The organism is Simplicispira sedimenti, from assembly GCF_022760965.1.
Classification (GTDB): domain Bacteria; phylum Pseudomonadota; class Gammaproteobacteria; order Burkholderiales; family Burkholderiaceae_C; genus Simplicispira; species Simplicispira sedimenti.
The window spans coordinates 58,097-74,039 of the sequence record NZ_JAKVIJ010000014.1; the positions used below are offsets into that span (position 1 = coordinate 58,097).

The window sequence follows — 15,943 nt, forward strand, 5'->3', positions numbered from 1 at the left end:
GAGAGATGGGATTGTAGCAGCAAATTTGGCCCGTCTTGGCCAAATTGCAAAAAACCCGATTTCTGATCAACGCCTGCGCGCCGAGCGCACACCGGCCACGCTGGCCACGGTGCCCAGCACCTTGTTCAGACGGCCAGAATCGGCCACCTCGACGGTGAAGGTCATCCAGGCCGTGCCCTTGACCGATTGCGTCTGCACGCCGATCACGTTCATCTTTTCCTTGGCGAACACTTCCGAAATGTCGCGCAGCAGGCCCTGGCGGTCGGCTGCCTCGATGGCCACATCCACCGGGTACACCGAACCCACGGCGCCCTTGGGCACGCCCCACTCCACGTCAATGACACGCTCGGCGCTGCGTGCAGCCATTTCGCGGAAGTTGCTGCAATCCGCACGGTGGATGCTGACGCCCTTGCCGCGTGTGACAAAGCCCCGGATATCGTCGGGCGGTGCAGGCTTGCAGCACTTGGCCAACTGCGTCATGAGCGATTCAACGCCCACCACCAGAACCCCGCCCTTGGGGGTGCTGCCGGTATTGCGCGACTTCTTGAGCAGCAGGAAGTCGTCGGGCGGCAGCGAGGGCTCGGGCGGACGCAGCAGGTTTTCAATGTTGCGCAGCGAGAACTCGTCCTTGCCCACCACCTCGAACAGCGCATCGGCCGACTTGAAGCCGAGCTGGCTGGCCAGGTCTTCCAGGCGCATGGCGGTCTTGCCTTCGCGCTGCAGGAGTTTTTCCACTGCCTCGCGGCCGCGCGCAATGGTTTCGTGCTGCTGCTGCGCATTGAACCAGGCACGCACCTTGGCACGCGCACGGTGGCTGCCCAGGTAGCCCAGCTCGGTGTTGAGCCAGTCGCGCGAGGGGCCGCCTTCCTTGGCCGTGGTGACTTCCACCGTCTGGCCGTTTTGCAACGGGGTGTTGAGCGGCACCATGACGCCGTCGATGCGCGCACCACGGCAGCGGTGGCCCACGCTGGTGTGCACGGTGTAGGCAAAGTCCACGGGCGTGGAGCCCTTGGGCAGTTCGACGATGGCGGCGTTGGGGGTCAGTACATAGATGCGGTCGTCGAACAGACCGGCATGCTGGGGCGCACCCGCCAGGTCACGCTCCCAGGCCAACAACTGGCGCAGCACGGCGATCTTGGAGTCGTAGTCGCCGCCGGCCGTTACGCCCGCATAGCCCTTGCTTCCGGCCTCCTTGTAGGCCCAGTGCGCAGCCACGCCGTGCTCGGCGTGGTCGTGCATGGCCTGGGTGCGGATCTGGATTTCCACCGGGCGGCCCGAGTCGTCGCGCACGATGGTGTGCAGCGACTGGTAGCCGTTGGGCTTGGGCTTGGCAATGTAGTCGTCGAACTCCTCCACCAGCGGCGTGAAGCGCGAATGCACCCAGCTCAGCGCAGAGTAGCAATCCTTGACGCTGGGCACGATGACACGCAGCGCGCGCACATCAAACACCTGATCGAAGTTGAGCGACTTGCCGCGCATCTTCTTGACGATGCTGTAGATGTGCTTGGGCCGCCCCGTGACCGTGGCACTGATGCTCTGGGCACGCAACTGCGATTCCACGCGCTCACGCAGTTGCGCCATGTTGACTTCGCGCTCGGTGCGCTTTTCGTCCAGCAGGCGGGCCACCTCGCGGTAGGTGTCGGGCTCCAGAAAGCGGAAGGAGAGGTCCTCCATCTCCCACTTGATCTGCCAGATGCCCAGGCGGTTGGCCAGGGGTGCAAACACGTGCAGCGACTCACGCGCCAGCGCTGGCGGCACAGGCTTTTTGCTGGCCGCGTAGTAACGCAAGGTTTGCAGGCGCGAGGCCAGGCGCAGCATGACCACGCGCAGATCGCGCGAGAACGCGAGCAGCATCTTGCGCACGGTTTCGGTCTGCGCGGCCACATCGTCCACCTGCTGGCCCGCGGCCTGGGCCATGCGCGTCTGGTACTGCACGCGCATGAGCTGTGTGGTCTCCACCGCCAGCGTGGCGAAGTTGTCGCCAAAGGCCTTGGCGATCACCTCCTGCGGCTTGTTCAGGTGCTCACAGGCGTGCACCAGGTAGCTGGCGGCCTGCATGGCCTCGGAGCCGCCAATGGACTTGAGGATGGTCGCCACCGCATCGGCGTGGGCCAGGGTGTTTTCACCGGAATCCAGGCACTCGCCCCCGATCAATGGCTCGGCAAAGCTGCGCGCGCGCTCCAGTGCGTGGCGCTGCTCGGGCAGGGTGTGCGCGGTGGCGGCGATCAGTTGGGGCACGCTCTCCATACCGGGCCCACCGGAGGGCGGTGCCACCGGGAGCATCGTCTGACTTTTCATGCAGCAGTCCCGGCTCAGCTCAACAAAAAGGACGTGACCGCCGCCACCTGGTCGTCCGCTACCAGCGTGGGCGCATGGCCCACCCCCTCGAACTCCACCAGCATCGCACGCGGCCCGCGCTGGCCCATGGCCTGTGCCGTGGCACGCGAGAGCAGATCGGACTGCGCGCCACGCAGCAGCAGCGTGCGCGCCTGGATCTGGTCGTACCACTGCCACAGCGCGGATTCGCCCGCAGCTGCAGCCTCCTGGGTGAGCGCACGGAAAGGCACAGCGATGGCCGGGTCATAGTGCAGCCCCCAGCCCCCCTCGGGCAGCGCACGCAACAGGGGACGGGTGAGATCCATCCACTGCTGCGGCGTGTGCGGCCCGAAGCCGGTGGACAGCGTCCACAGCATGTCGGCCGCCTGCTGCTCCGACGCAAACCGCACCGGCTGCCCCAGGTACTGGCCAATGCGCACCAGTGCCTCCCACTGGATGGCCGGCCCCACATCGTTGAGCACCAAGCGGCGCACAGGCACCGGCAACGGCAGACCTGGCTGACCGCACAAGGCCATGCCGATGAGACCGCCCATGCTGGTGCCGACCCAGTCCAGCGCGTCCAACGGGGACTGCTGGTGCAGGTGTTGCAACAAGGCCAGCATGTCGGCAGCGTACTGGCCCACGTGGTAGCCCATGGGGTCGGCCAGCCAATCGCTGTGGCCGCGGCCCACCACGTCGGGGCAGACCACGCGCACGCGGTGGCACAGGGCCCGGGCCAGGGTATCGAAGTCGCGCCCCTGGCGCGACAGGCCGTGTGCGCAGACCACCACATGCGGGTGCTGCGGGTTGCCGGTGGCATTCCACTCCCACCAGGCCATGCGGTGTTCCTGCGTGGGACTCTGGCCTTGGCGCACAGCGGCGGGGCCGGGGCAGGATACGTAGTTCAGCCTAGGTTCAATCATGGATGCGCCTTGCAATATCGGTGCTCGATAATTCTTGTTTGTCGCATCGTAATTCATTCGGAGATTGACTCATGCTCAAAGGCAAGACGGCCCTCGTTACCGGTTCCACCAGCGGCATCGGCCTGGGAATCGCCAAGGGACTGGCGCGCCAGGGCGCCCATGTGGTGCTCAATGGCTTTGGCGATGCACAAGGCCCCTGCGCCGAAGTGCGCGCTGCCGCAGCCCAGGCCGGGCATGAGGTGCGCGTGGAGTACCACGGCGCCGACATGAGCCGCCCTGCGGACATCGAGGAAATGATGGCCTTTGCCGCCCGCGAACTGGGCCGTGTGGACATTCTGGTCAACAACGCAGGTATCCAGCATGTGGCCAGCACCGAGGACTTCCCGGTCGAGCGCTGGGACAGCATCTTGGCCATCAACCTGTCCAGCGCCTTCCACACCACGCGCCTGGCCCTGCCCGCCATGAAGGCAGCCAACTGGGGGCGCATCATCAACGTGGCCTCGGTGCACGGGCTCGTGGCGTCCGCGCAAAAGGCCGCCTATGTGGCCGCCAAGCACGGAGTGGTCGGCCTGACCAAGGTGGTGGCACTGGAGACGGCCACCACCGGCGTGACCTGCAACGCCATCTGCCCCGGCTGGGTGCTCACACCGCTGGTGCAAAAGCAAGTGGACGCCAAGGCGGCGGCCCAGGGTATCTCGATCGAGGCGGCCACGCGGCAACTGCTGGGCGAAAAGGAGCCGTCGATGCAGTTCACCACACCCGAAGAACTGGCCGAACTGGCCGTGTTCTTCTGCTCCAGCGCCGCCAACAACGTGCGTGGTGTGGCCTGGAACATGGATGGCGGCTGGATGGCGCAGTAAGAACTTGTCCGGAAATTATTTGGTGCCACGTTGGAGCGCAATCGGGATGAGTTCGAGGTCTTGGCGCGTCGCATGGGCTGGTTGCCCATGCAAGCGGCAAGGGCGCGAAATCGCCCGATTTCGCCCCAACCCGAAGGGCAGTGCACTTTTCGGGCGGTCTGCGGCGTTGCGATGCTTGCCCATAGCCGGGCTATGGGCTGCGCACCGCGTCTTGCATCCCATCCCGAAAAGAGAGCTGCGTGGCACCAAATAATTTACGGACAAGTTCTAAGCCTTCAGCAGGGCTTCAGCGCATCTGCACCGAGCCGGACACCGTCACTTCCACCGTGCTCTTGCCCGATTCCACTGGCAGCGGGCTGTCGGCCATGGGCGCCATCTTGGCTTCCATGGCCATCATGCGTGGCCGGGGCACAGGCATCTGCCCCTGGCTGCTGACCGACACCTCGCGCAACGTGTAGCCCGCAAAGCCAAAGGCCTGGGTCAGCGTGGCCGCGCGCACCTTGAAGGCTTCAATCGCCTGTGACTGGGCCTCGCGCTCGGCACGCTCGCTTTCGCTGCGACTCAGGCCAAAGCCCACCTGGGCGATGGGCATGCCCTGGATGCGCGCCGCCGTCGCGGTGATGCGGGCAAAGTCCCGCCCGTGCAGCACCAGTTCGGCGCGGCCCTGCCAGCCGGTGATCTCACCGTTCTTTCCGTGGCGCGGGTACAGGCTGAACTGGCCGGTGCGTACCTCCATCTGCGGCGCGGCCACCTGGCTGCGCGCCACCGTCAGCGCAGCATCGACCACCTGGCGCAACTGTGCCTGCACCGAGCTGGCATCTCTGCCGTCGGCACCGGCCCCAAGGGTGAGGATCAGCTCATCCTGCTGAACTTCCACGGCCCCACTGGCCGACAGTTGCACCACGTTGCGCGGATCGGCGGCAGGTGCATTTTGAGAAAAAACCGGCAAAGCGCTTACCAATAAAGCGCTAGTAGCTATTATTTTTATAGCATTTTGCATGTTCGATGTTCCTGGTGTGGATGGAAAGCAGACCCAACATAGCGCAAAGCGGCGCACTGCGCATGTCAGCCAAGGCCGCAAGTGCGGCTGAGCCCCGGCGCCAACCTGCCAACAGTCCGCAAAACTTGTAACCATTGGTCAAACCACAGGCCTTGCCCCGGTTTTTTGTCCGCAAAGTGGTAACAATGGCGCCTGTTACAAATTGGACCGAGGATTGACATGGCCACCCTGACCGCCCCTCCCCCGCCCGGCAGCTCCACCGACACCGAGGTACCTGCACCCAAGCGCCCGGTGGGCAGCCGTCCGGACAAGATCCTGATCGTGGACGACGATGCCCGCATCCGCGACCTGCTGCGCCGCTACCTCACCCAAGAGGGGCTGGAAGTCATCCTGGCCGAAGACGGCAAGGCGCTCAACCGCATCCTGCTGCGCGACACGGTCGATCTGATCGTGCTGGACCTGATGATGCCCGGCGAAGACGGCCTCTCGATCTGCCGCCGCCTGCGTGCCGCCAACGACCGGACACCCATCGTCATGCTCACCGCCAAGGGCGAGGACGTGGACCGCATCGTGGGCCTGGAAGTGGGCGCCGACGACTACCTGGGCAAGCCCTTCAACCCACGCGAACTGCTGGCCCGCATCAACGCCGTGCTGCGCCGTCGTCCGCCGCAAGAAGCCCCCGGCGCCCCCTCGGGCGAGAACGAGGTGGTGAGCTTTGGCCCCTTCACTTTCGACCTCGGCACGCGCGTGCTGCAGAAGAACGGCGAAGAACTGCCGCTGACCACGGGCGAGTTCGCCATGCTCAAGGCCTTGGTGCGCCACCCACGCCAACCGCTGTCGCGCGAAAAACTCGCGCTGCTGGCCCGCGGGCGCGAGTTCGAGCCTTTCGACCGCAGCCTGGACGTGCAGGTCTCGCGCCTGCGCAAGCTGATCGAGGACGACGCTGCTTCGCCACGCTACATCCAGACCGTGTGGGGTGTGGGCTACGTCTTCGTGCCGGACGGCACGAGCTGAGACGCCGGCACCTGTGGTAGCCCTTTCCATGCCGAAGCCGCGTCGCGCGGACCCCGACGCCACCAGCCCCGCGCCGCTGGAAGCCACCGAGCGGCGGCGCGAGCCACGCAAGCGCGTGGGCCTGAACCTGTTCTGGCGCACCTTCTTCCTGCTGGGCGTGCTGCTGGTGGGCAGCATCCTGGCCTGGTTGCAGACGCTGCGGGCGCTGGAGTTCGAGCCGCGTGCACTGCACACGGCGCAGCAGATCGCCTCGCTCGTCAACCTCAGCCGCGCGGCGCTGCTGCACGCCGATGGCATTGCCCGCGTCTCGCTCATCAAGACCATGGCCGACCAGGAAGGCGTGCGCATCGTGCCGCGCGAGCCCGGTGACCGCTACGAGCCGCTGGAGCGCTCGGCCCTGGGCCTGCGCCTGGCCGAGCAGCTCACCCAGCGCCTGGGGCCCGACACCATCGTGGCGCAGAGCGTGAACGGCGAGAAAGGCCTGTGGGTGGGTTTCTCGATCAACGGCGACCCCAACTGGCTGCTGATGGACCGCTCGCGCTTCAGCCCGGCAGGCGGCAAGACCTGGCTGATCTGGCTGGTCACCGCAGGCGCCCTGTCGCTGGCAGGCGCTGCCGTCATCGCACGGCTCATCAACCAGCCGCTCAAGCAACTCTCCTACGCCGCCAACCGCGTGCGCGACGGCGACTTTGCCGCCAGCCACCTGGACGAGGAAGTGGTCACCAGCGAGATCCGCGAGGTGAACATCGGCTTCAACCGCATGGCACAAAAGCTCGCCAAGCTGGAACAGGACCGCGCCGTGATGCTGGCCGGCATCTCGCACGACCTGCGTACCCCGCTGGCCCGCCTGCGCCTGGAAACCGAAATGAGCGTGAACGATGAAGTCGCGCGCGAGCACATGGTGGCCGACATCGTGCAGCTGGACGCCACCATCGACAAGTTTCTGGACTACGCACGCCCCGACCACGTGACGCTCACCCCGGTGAACCTGCACGCCGTCATCTCCTCGTGCGTGTACGCCGTGCAGGACCACCGCGAACTGCAGATCACCATGCAGGTGCCCGAAGACCTGAACGTGCTGGCCGACGAGGTGGAACTGGCGCGCGTGATCTCCAACCTGCTGGAGAATGCACGCCGCTACGGCAAGACCCCCGACACCGCCAGCACCCGCGTGGAGATTGCCGCCAAGGCGCGCGAGGACTGGGTGCTCATCAAGCTGCGCGACCACGGCACCGGCGTGCCCCCCGAGCAATTGGCCAACCTGACCAAGCCCTTCTTCCGGGGCGACGCCGCCCGCACCGCCGCGGCGGGCGCGGGCCTGGGGTTGTCCATCGTGGACAAGACCATCCAGCGCATGGGCGGCATCTTCGCGCTGGCCAACTCCAGCTCAGGCGGCCTGGTGGCCCATGTGCAGTTGCAGCGCACCAGCAACCAGCCCCCCGGCACCGAAGCGCCACAACGCCTGCAGCGCCCACAGGTCAAGCGCAACCTGCCCCGAAAAATGGGGTGATATCCCCCTGTGCGGCTGCGCCGCTTCCCCCTTCTCTCTTCTCGCTACGCGAGCCGGGAAGGGGGACGCCGCCGGTGCGGCGAGGCGGCCCTTGCACGGCGGCCCTGGCCTGGGACGCGCCAGTTTCAAAGACCAAGAACAGTGCAAAGCCCCCCTTGGCCACCAAGAGCCCACGGGCCGGAATCAGGCCTTGAGCAACAAGGCCACGGCCCGCGCTTCGATGGCCAGGCACTGACCCACGGGGCCCAGGCGTTCGGCGGTCTTGGCCTTGATGTTCACCTGCTCGGGCGCCAGATCCAGCACCTGCGCGATGCGTGCGCGCATGGCGGGAATGTGCGCTGCCAGGCGCGGGGCCTGGGCCACCACGGTGGTGTCGATGTTGCCCAGCGCCCAGCCCTGCGCACGCACACGGCGCGCAGCCTCCTGCAGCAACACGGCAGAGTCGGCGCCGCGGAACTGCGCGTCCGTGTCGGGGAAATGCGCACCGATGTCGCCCAGCCCGGCCGCACCCAGCAGCGCGTCGGTGATGGCGTGCAGCAGCACGTCAGCATCCGAATGACCCAGCAGCCCCAGGGTGTGGGGAATCACCACCCCGCCAATCACCAGGCGCCGCCCCGGCACCAGCGCATGCACGTCCCAGCCTTCTCCGATCCTGAAATTCATGTGTCCTGTTCCTTTGCAGGGTCGGTGTGCAGGCGCACACCCCCAAAACGTTCCAGCGTGGCGCCGTGCCCGCGTTGCGCCAACACGGCCTGTGCCAGCGCAAAGTCTTCGGGGTAGGTCACCTTGAAATTGAGTGCACTGCCCGCCACCAGACGCGGATGCAGGCCCATGGCCTCCATGGCGCTTGCCTCGTCGGTCACGGCGCTGCCCACATGCTCCAGTGCGGCCATGAGGGCACCGATGCGGAACATCTGCGGCGTCTGCGCCAGCCATTTGTCGCTGCGGTCCACCGTGGACGCCACGCGCACGCCGCCCGGCCCGGCGGTGGCGGTCTTGAGCGTATCGGCCAACTTGTGGGCCAGCAGGCCACCCACGCTGTCGTGCGCGCAGGCGTCGATCAGCGCATCGATCTGCTCGGGCGTGACCAGGCAGCGCGCGGCGTCGTGCACCAGCACCCAGTCCTGCGCGCGCGCTCCACGGGCCTGCAGGGCACGCAAACCGCCCAGCACCGTGTCAGCCCGTGTGGGGCCGCCACAATCGACCGTGAAGTAGGCAGCACTGGGGTAGGCGTCCAGAAAATGGTCGCCCGGCGCCACCGCCACCAGCGTGCCGCGCAGGCGCGACACCCCGGCAAACGCCGCCAGCGTGTGCAGCACCATGGGATGGCCCGCCACGCTCTGGTACTGCTTGGGCAGCGCAGCCACCGTGGCCGGCCCCACCACGGCGCGCGACCCCGTACCCGCGCAGGGCAGCAGCGCCCAGTAGTCGCCGGGCGTGGCAGGCGACAGGCCCAGGGCCGAGGCCAGGGGGGGAATCTGTGGGTCAGTCATGGGGGCATTCTAGAATCCGATCCCTGCGCCGCCTTCGCTTGGCGCATGATGGGCAGCCCTTGCCCTCCCCTTGCGCATGGATCTCCCCAAACTCTCCCCCGGCAAACGTTTCACCCTGCCCCGCCCTCCTGGTAGCGCCGATGCGCTGCTGCTCGCCCGCCTGGCCGAGCGTGAAAAGGCCGGGCAGCGCCGCACCGCCATCGTCACCGCCGACGCGAGCGACGCGCAGCGCCTGATCGATGAGATGGCCTTTTTTGCGCCCGAGCTGCGCTGCGCGCTGTTTCCCGACTGGGAAACGCTGCCCTACGACCAGTTCTCGCCGCACCAGGACCTGATCAGCGAGCGCCTGGCCACGCTGTGGCGCATTGGCCAGAAGGATGCCGCCCAAGGCGCCGACGTGGTACTGGTGCCCGCCACCACGGCGCTGTACCGCCTGGCGCCGCCCGCCTTTCTGGCGGGCTACACCTTTCACTTCAAGGTCAAGCAAAAGCTGGACGAGGCGCAATTGCGTGCCCAGCTCACGCTGGCGGGCTACCAGCATGTGACGCAGGTGGTGAGCCCTGGCGAGTACGCGGTGCGTGGCGGGCTGATCGACCTCTTCCCCATGGGCTCGCTGCAGCCCTACCGCGTGGATTTGTTCGACGACGAGATCGACAGCATCCGCACCTTTGACCCCGACAGCCAGCGCAGCCTCTACCCCGTGCCCGAGGTGCGCCTGCTGCCGGGCCGCGAGTTCCCCATGGACGACGCGGCCCGTGCGCGCTTTCGCAGCCGCTGGCGCGAGCTGCTCGAAGGCGACCCCACGCGCAGCCGCATTTACAAGGACATGGGCAACGGCGTGGCCACCGCGGGCATCGAGTACTACCTGCCCCTGTTCTTTGAAGACACCGCCACGGTGTTCGACTACCTGGGGAGCGACGCCACGGTGGTGCTGCACGGCGACCTGGAGGCCGCGTTCCAGCGCTTCTGGCAGGACACGCGCGAGCGCCACCGCCTGCTGCAGGGCGACCCAGACCGCCCCATCCTGCCGCCCGAAGCGCTGTTCCTGAGCGCCGAGCAGTTCTATACCCTGGGCAAGCCGCACGCCCAGCTCGCGCTGCGCTCGGGGGTGGAGGATGTGCCCGACAGTGCGCTGTTCCAGCCCCTGGCCGACCTTGCCGTGGTGCGCGGTGCAGAAGACCCGCTGGCCCGACTGCACGCGCACATCCGCAGCACCGCACAGCGTGTGCTGCTGCTGGCCGAAAGCGATGGCCGGCGCGAAAGCCTGCTGGACTTTCTGCGCGCCTCGCAGCTCAATCCGCCCGCCTTCGATTCGCTGGCCGAGTTCCAGGCCAGCACGGAGGAAAAGGTCGGCATCGCCACCGCCGCGCTTGCCACAGGCTTTCGGTGGGTGGAAGAAGGCCTGGACTTCGTCACCGAGACCGAGCTGTTCGCCGCAGGCCCCACCACGCGCAGGCGCAAGAAGCAGGAACAGGTCAGCGATGTCGAAGCGCTGATCAAGGACCTGGCCGAACTCAACGTGGGCGACCCGGTGGTGCACAGCCAGCACGGCATTGGCCGCTACCGGGGCCTGGTGAACATGGACGTGGGCAACCTCAACGCCGACGGCACGCCCGCGCTGCAGGAATTCCTGCACCTGGAGTACGCGGGCGAAGCGGCGCTCTACGTGCCCGTGAGCCAGTTGCAGCTCATCAGCCGCTACACCGGCGTGAGTGCCGACGAGGCGCCTCTGCACAAGCTGGGCAGCGGCCAGTGGGAAAAGGCCAAGCGCAAGGCCGCCGAGCAGGTGCGCGACAGCGCAGCCGAGCTGCTCAACATCTACGCCCGCCGTGCCGCGCGCGAGGGCCATGCCTTCCGCTTTCAACCTCAGGACTACGAGCAGTTCGCCAACGACTTCGGCTTCGAGGAGACGGCCGACCAGAACGCCGCCATCCACGCCGTCATCCAGGACATGATCTCGCCCCGCCCCATGGACCGCCTGGTCTGCGGCGACGTCGGTTTTGGCAAGACCGAGGTCGCCCTGCGCGCGGCCTTCGTGGCCGTCACGGGCGGCAAGCAGGTCGCCTTTCTCGCACCCACCACGCTGCTGGCCGAGCAGCACTACCAGACGCTGGTGGACCGCTTCAGCAAGTGGCCGGTGAAGATTGCCGAAGTCTCGCGCTTTCGCTCAGGCAAGGAGATCACCGCCGCCATCAAGGGCATTGCCGATGGCACGGTGGACATCGTGGTCGGCACGCACAAGCTGCTGTCCGAATCCACCAAATTCCACAACCTGGGCCTGCTCATCATCGACGAGGAACACCGCTTCGGCGTGCGCCACAAGGAGCAGATGAAGCAGTTGCGCGCCGAGGTGGACGTGCTCACGCTCACCGCCACCCCCATCCCGCGCACGCTGGGCATGGCGCTCGAAGGGTTGCGCGACCTGTCGGTCATCGCCACCGCGCCGCAGCGCCGCCTGGCGATCAAGACCTTTGTGCGCAACGAGGGCACAGGCGTGATCCGCGAGGCCGTGCTGCGTGAATTGAAGCGCGGCGGCCAGTGCTACTTTCTGCACAACGAGGTGGAGACCATCGAGAACCGGCGCCAGAAGCTCGAAGAGATATTGCCCGAAGCCCGCATCGCCGTGGCCCACGGCCAGATGCCCGAGCGCGAGCTGGAGCGCGTGATGCGCGACTTTGTGGCCCAGCGCTTCAACATCCTGCTGTGCTCGACCATCATCGAGACCGGCATCGACGTGCCCACGGCCAACACCATCCTCATGAGCCGCGCCGACAAGTTCGGCCTGGCGCAGTTGCACCAGCTGCGCGGGCGCGTGGGCCGCAGCCACCACCAGGCCTACGCCTACCTGATGGTGCCCGACATCGAAGGCCTGACCAAGCAGGCCCAGCAGCGGCTCGAAGCCATCCAGCAGATGGAGGAGCTGGGCAGTGGTTTCTACCTGGCCATGCACGACCTGGAGATCCGCGGCGCCGGCGAGGTGCTGGGCGAGAACCAGAGCGGCAACATGATGGAGATCGGCTTCCAGCTCTACAACGAGATGCTGTCCGAGGCGGTGCGCTGCCTCAAGGCGGGCAAGGAGCCCGACCTGCTGGCACCGCTGTCCGTCACCACCGACATCAACCTGCACGCCCCCGCCCTGCTGCCCGACGACTACTGCGGCGACGTGCACCTGCGCCTGTCGTTCTACAAAAAGCTGGCCACGGCGCGTACCAGCGAGCAAATCGACGGCCTGCTGGAGGAGATCGTGGACCGCTTCGGCAAGCTGCCGCCGCAGGCACAGACGCTGATCGACGTGCACCGCCTGCGCACCCTGAGCCAGCCCTACGGCGTGGTCAAGGTGGACGCGGCGCCCGGCGTCATCCACATCACCTTCAAGCCCCAGCCGCCGGTGGAGCCCATGGCCATCATCGGGCTGATCCAGAAGAACAAGCACATCAAGCTGGCGGGCAATGAAAAACTGCGCATCGAGCGCGAGCTGCCCGACCCCCAGGCCCGCGCCCAAATGGTGCGCGACGTGCTGCGCAGCCTGGGGCAACCAATGGCTGCGGCATGAGAAGAGCTTCAAGCAAAATTGGCCGACAGCGCTTATCCAGCAAGCGCCATCAGCTATTAACATAATAGCAAACAACCATGTGGCTCGAACTTGCCTTCCTCCTGGTGGCCCTGGGCGCTGCCCTGGCGGCGCAGCCCTGGCGCCTGCTGGCCAGCCGCAAGCCGCTGGTGCACGAGAGTCACGGCACCCCCTCCGCACTGTGGACGCCGCTGCTGGCCACGCTGGTGCTGCTGCCCTGGCTGTGGGCGCTGCCCTCCTTGCATGCCATGCCGCTGCAATTGCAATGGTCTGGCGCCTGCCTGGTGGTGCTGATGCTGGGCTGGCCGCTGGCGGTGCCGGTGTTGCTGGCCGTGGGCGCGCTGGCAGGCCTGATCGCCGGTATGGGCTGGGACGAAGCCCTGGCGCTCACCGTGTGGCTGGGGCTGGCACCGGCCAGCCTGGCGCTGCTGCTGGGCGCCTTGCTGCGCCGCCTCACCGGCGAGCGCATGTTTGTGTACATCCTGGGCCGCGCCTTCCTGGGCACGGCGCTGTGTGGCTTTGCCGCCTCGGTGCTGGCGCAGGCCCTGGGGCAGAGCCTGCCCGGCGTGGGCTCGGGCCTGTCGCTGGTGGCGCACTGGCTCATGGCCTGGGGCGATGCCATCGTCACCGGCATGCTGGCGGCGGTGTTCGTGGCCTTCAAGCCTGAATGGCTGGCCACCTGGTCCGACCGGCTGTACCTGCGCTCGCCTCCCCACGGGCGCTGAGCGCAGCGCCGGGTTCAGGGCAGTTGGGACAGATAGTCCGCCACGGCCTTGGTTTCCAGCTCCGTCAGGCGCGAGGCCACCAGGTGCATGGCTTCGTTGTCGTTGTTGCGGGTGCGCAGGTTGAAGTCCTTGAGCTGGGACATCAGGTAGCGCGCGTTCTGACCCGCCAGGCGCGGCAATGTGGCCGTGCCGGCCGCATTCTCGCCATGGCAGCTGGCGCAGGCCGGCACGCCGGACCAACTGTTGCCCTTGGTGAAGATGTAGCGCCCCACCGGAATCAGATCGGCATCGGACACACGGTGCGTGCGCGGCTTCTTGGCGGCATAGAAGTCGGCCAGTGCAGCAATGGTCTCATCGGAAAGGTCCGCCACCTGCGGCGCCATGGTTTCGCTCACCCGCTTTTTCGAGCGGAAGTCCTGCAACTGCTTGATCAGATACTGGCGATTCTGGCCCGCGAGGGACGGGAAAATCGGCGACGTGGCGTGGCCCTCCGCGCCGTGGCAGGTGGCGCAGCGGCTGCTGATCAGGTTATCGACCGCTGCATCGGCGGCCCAGACGGCAGAGGAAGCAAGGAAGGCGCCGACAAGCGCCAGGGTGCGCAGTTTCATGGGATGGGACGGCTGTGCGTGGTTGTGGATCTGCGTATTTTTCCTGCATTTATCCAAGTGTGCTGGCATGGGTTTTTCTTGACTTGCGTCATGCCGCAATCCAAGGCCCAAGACGGGCTACCCTTGCTGCTCCCGGGCCTGCGCCACGAGCAAAGCCACCACCTCCTCCGTGGCTGCCAGCACACGCTCGCTGTCCCCGGCCACGCGTTCGGCACGCAGGCGCAGCTGGGCCGGCGTGCCCTCGGCAAACAGTGCTTCCTCGCAAGGCTTCCAGACGCTTCGCAAGCGCGTGGCCGCACTGCGCACCTGCGGGTCCAGCAGGCGGGCGCCCTCCAGCTGCTTCAACACGGCCGTGAAATGCGCGCGGCTCAGGTGCAGCTCCATGCCCGCCGCGCTGTCGTGGATGTCCCAGGTGCGAAAAAGATAGAACTTGGCCATGCGCTGCGACAGCATGCGCTGGCGCCCGGCAATGCCTATCCACTGGTTGAATGGCGAGCCGGTCAGGTGCTCGTAGGCCAGCGTGGTCCGGTGAGCGGCCGTTTGCAGCAACTCGCTGGCGTCGTAGAGCGCCGTCGCACCGTGGCGGTGGGGCTCCCCCGCAAGCAGCAGGGATTGGAAGTCGCTCCAGCGCGCCTCCAGGGCCGCAAGCCGTTCCTGCACCACCACCTGGGGTGCAAAGCCCTTGAGCGCCGCAAGGTGCGAAGCAAAACGCGCCACGGAATCGTGCAACAAATGGCGGGCCTCCTCCGCCACGATCGACTGGCCCCACTGCAGATAGGCTTTGGTGGTGCGCTGCGTGAGCATGCGCAGACGGCCGGACAAGTCCACGGCCGCAGGCACATCCAGCTTGGCGGCGCCCGCCACCTGGGCGTGTGCCGAGCTTGCTAGCAAGGGGGGGCCCAATGCGCCGCCCAGGAGCCACATGCAGAAGTCGAATCTGTCCATGAAACACCTTTCAGAATGGGCGGGGACGCCTCCAGCGCTCCAGGGAAAGCGCTCCTCCCGCACTACAGCAATGTATGGGAACGGCTGGCGTAGGCTACCCCCGTCTTCGCGTGCAGCAACCCCGATACACTCACGTTGTCAGTGCCGGGCGCGCCGCCGACCCGACCGCGCCCGAGCCCAACCCACCAAAGCAACACCCACAATCACGATCCAACGCTCGTCCATCCAGCGTTGATCGCTATTGAATACATAGCAGTCATCATGACCCCCCCCAGAGAACTCTCGCCCGGCCTGGTTGTTCAGAATCTGCCCACGGCCCGCAAGCTGACCGACTACAAGCTCATTGCGTTTGACATGGACTCCACGCTCATCAACATCGAGTGCGTGGACGAGATTGCCGACGCCGCCGGCCGCAAGGCCGAGGTGGCCGCCATCACCGAAGCGGCCATGCAGGGCGTGATCACCGACTACAAGGAGAGTCTGCGCCAGCGTGTGGCATTGCTGCGCGGCGTGCCGGTGTCGCACATGGAGCAGGTGGTGCTGCACCGCATGCGCTTCAACCCCGGCGTGCGCGAGCTGATCCATGCCTGCCGCAATGCCGGGCTGGCCACGCTGCTGGTCTCCGGGGGCTTTACCTTTTTTGCCGACCGCGTGAAGGCGCAGCTGGGCATCCAGTTCGCACGCGCCAACGTGCTGGACATCGAGAACGGCCTTCTCACCGGCCGCATGGTGGATCAGGTGTGGGGAGACATCTGCGACGGCGCGGAAAAACGCCGCACCCTGCTGGAGGTGGCCTCCCTGCTGGGCCTGGCGCCGGAGCAAACCATTGCCGTGGGCGATGGCGCCAACGACCTGCCCATGATGGAGGCCGCCGGCCTATCGGTCGCCTTCCATGCCAAGCCTTCGGTGCGCGCACAGGCCCTGGTGGCCATCAACAGCGGCGGGCTGGACCGCCTGCTCGAAGTCCTGCAGCCTTGA

General features: G+C 66.8%; 13 protein-coding genes. 6 read left to right on the plus strand and 7 right to left on the minus strand.

From position 1 onward, the window contains the following. Window positions 1-66 precede the first annotated feature (66 nt). Both MJ602_RS14620 and MJ602_RS14625 read right to left on the minus strand, forming a co-directional pair. The gene (locus MJ602_RS14620) at window positions 67-2,283 is read right to left on the minus strand and encodes a RelA/SpoT family protein (protein WP_423246716.1); all 2,217 of its coding nucleotides are present in this window, start codon (window positions 2,281-2,283) and stop codon (window positions 67-69) included. Window positions 2,284-2,312: 29 nt separating this feature from the next. Continuing rightward, a complete protein-coding gene (locus tag MJ602_RS14625; RefSeq protein ID WP_243021554.1) occupies window positions 2,313-3,239 on the minus strand; it encodes an alpha/beta fold hydrolase in 927 nt (308 codons plus the stop codon). Window positions 3,240-3,310: 71 nt separating this feature from the next. Between MJ602_RS14625 and MJ602_RS14630 the strand changes: the two genes are divergently transcribed. Continuing rightward, on the plus strand, window positions 3,311-4,099 hold the full coding sequence (locus MJ602_RS14630; RefSeq protein ID WP_162016603.1) for a 3-hydroxybutyrate dehydrogenase: 789 nt from the start codon (window positions 3,311-3,313) through the stop codon (window positions 4,097-4,099). A gap of 286 nt (window positions 4,100-4,385) precedes the next feature. Here the strand turns inward: MJ602_RS14630 and MJ602_RS14635 are convergent, their stop codons facing one another. After that, the gene (locus MJ602_RS14635; RefSeq protein ID WP_243021555.1) at window positions 4,386-5,099 is read right to left on the minus strand and encodes an SIMPL domain-containing protein; all 714 of its coding nucleotides are present in this window, start codon (window positions 5,097-5,099) and stop codon (window positions 4,386-4,388) included. Between the two features lie 219 nt (window positions 5,100-5,318). Between MJ602_RS14635 and ompR the strand changes: the two genes are divergently transcribed. After that, the gene (gene ompR / locus MJ602_RS14640) at window positions 5,319-6,113 is read left to right on the plus strand and encodes an osmolarity response regulator transcription factor OmpR (protein ID WP_243021556.1); all 795 of its coding nucleotides are present in this window, start codon (window positions 5,319-5,321) and stop codon (window positions 6,111-6,113) included. Window positions 6,114-6,141: 28 nt separating this feature from the next. Next, entirely contained in the window at window positions 6,142-7,623 is a 1,482-nt protein-coding gene (locus MJ602_RS14645; protein WP_162016606.1) for an ATP-binding protein, read from the plus strand. A gap of 183 nt (window positions 7,624-7,806) precedes the next feature. Here the strand turns inward: MJ602_RS14645 and ispF are convergent, their stop codons facing one another. Further along, window positions 7,807-8,286 carry a 2-C-methyl-D-erythritol 2,4-cyclodiphosphate synthase gene (gene ispF / locus MJ602_RS14650; protein ID WP_243021557.1) on the minus strand — a complete coding sequence of 160 codons (480 nt, stop codon included), beginning with the start codon at window positions 8,284-8,286 and terminating at the stop codon, window positions 7,807-7,809. Beyond that, window positions 8,283-9,116, minus strand: coding sequence for a 2-C-methyl-D-erythritol 4-phosphate cytidylyltransferase (gene ispD / locus MJ602_RS14655; RefSeq protein ID WP_243021558.1), 834 nt, complete (start codon window positions 9,114-9,116; stop codon window positions 8,283-8,285). Before ispD ends, ispF begins: the two co-directional genes overlap by 4 nt. Before the next feature lie 76 nt (window positions 9,117-9,192). Here ispD and mfd point away from each other — a divergent pair, with 76 nt between their 5' ends. After that, window positions 9,193-12,669 carry a transcription-repair coupling factor gene (mfd, locus tag MJ602_RS14660; protein WP_243021559.1) on the plus strand — a complete coding sequence of 1,159 codons (3,477 nt, stop codon included), beginning with the start codon at window positions 9,193-9,195 and terminating at the stop codon, window positions 12,667-12,669. 77 nt (window positions 12,670-12,746) lie between these two features. Further along, complete coding sequence (locus MJ602_RS14665; RefSeq protein ID WP_243021560.1) at window positions 12,747-13,412, plus strand: hypothetical protein; 666 nt, start codon at window positions 12,747-12,749, stop codon at window positions 13,410-13,412. Window positions 13,413-13,426: 14 nt separating this feature from the next. On the opposite strand, the gene MJ602_RS14670 is transcribed toward MJ602_RS14665, so the two are convergent. Then, the gene (locus MJ602_RS14670) at window positions 13,427-14,020 is read right to left on the minus strand and encodes a c-type cytochrome (RefSeq protein WP_243021561.1); all 594 of its coding nucleotides are present in this window, start codon (window positions 14,018-14,020) and stop codon (window positions 13,427-13,429) included. A gap of 117 nt (window positions 14,021-14,137) precedes the next feature. Further along, window positions 14,138-14,965 carry a type IV pili methyl-accepting chemotaxis transducer N-terminal domain-containing protein gene (locus tag MJ602_RS14675; protein ID WP_243021562.1) on the minus strand — a complete coding sequence of 276 codons (828 nt, stop codon included), beginning with the start codon at window positions 14,963-14,965 and terminating at the stop codon, window positions 14,138-14,140. A gap of 261 nt (window positions 14,966-15,226) precedes the next feature. Here MJ602_RS14675 and serB point away from each other — a divergent pair, with 261 nt between their 5' ends. Beyond that, a complete protein-coding gene (gene serB, locus MJ602_RS14680) occupies window positions 15,227-15,943 on the plus strand; it encodes a phosphoserine phosphatase SerB (protein WP_243021563.1) in 717 nt (238 codons plus the stop codon).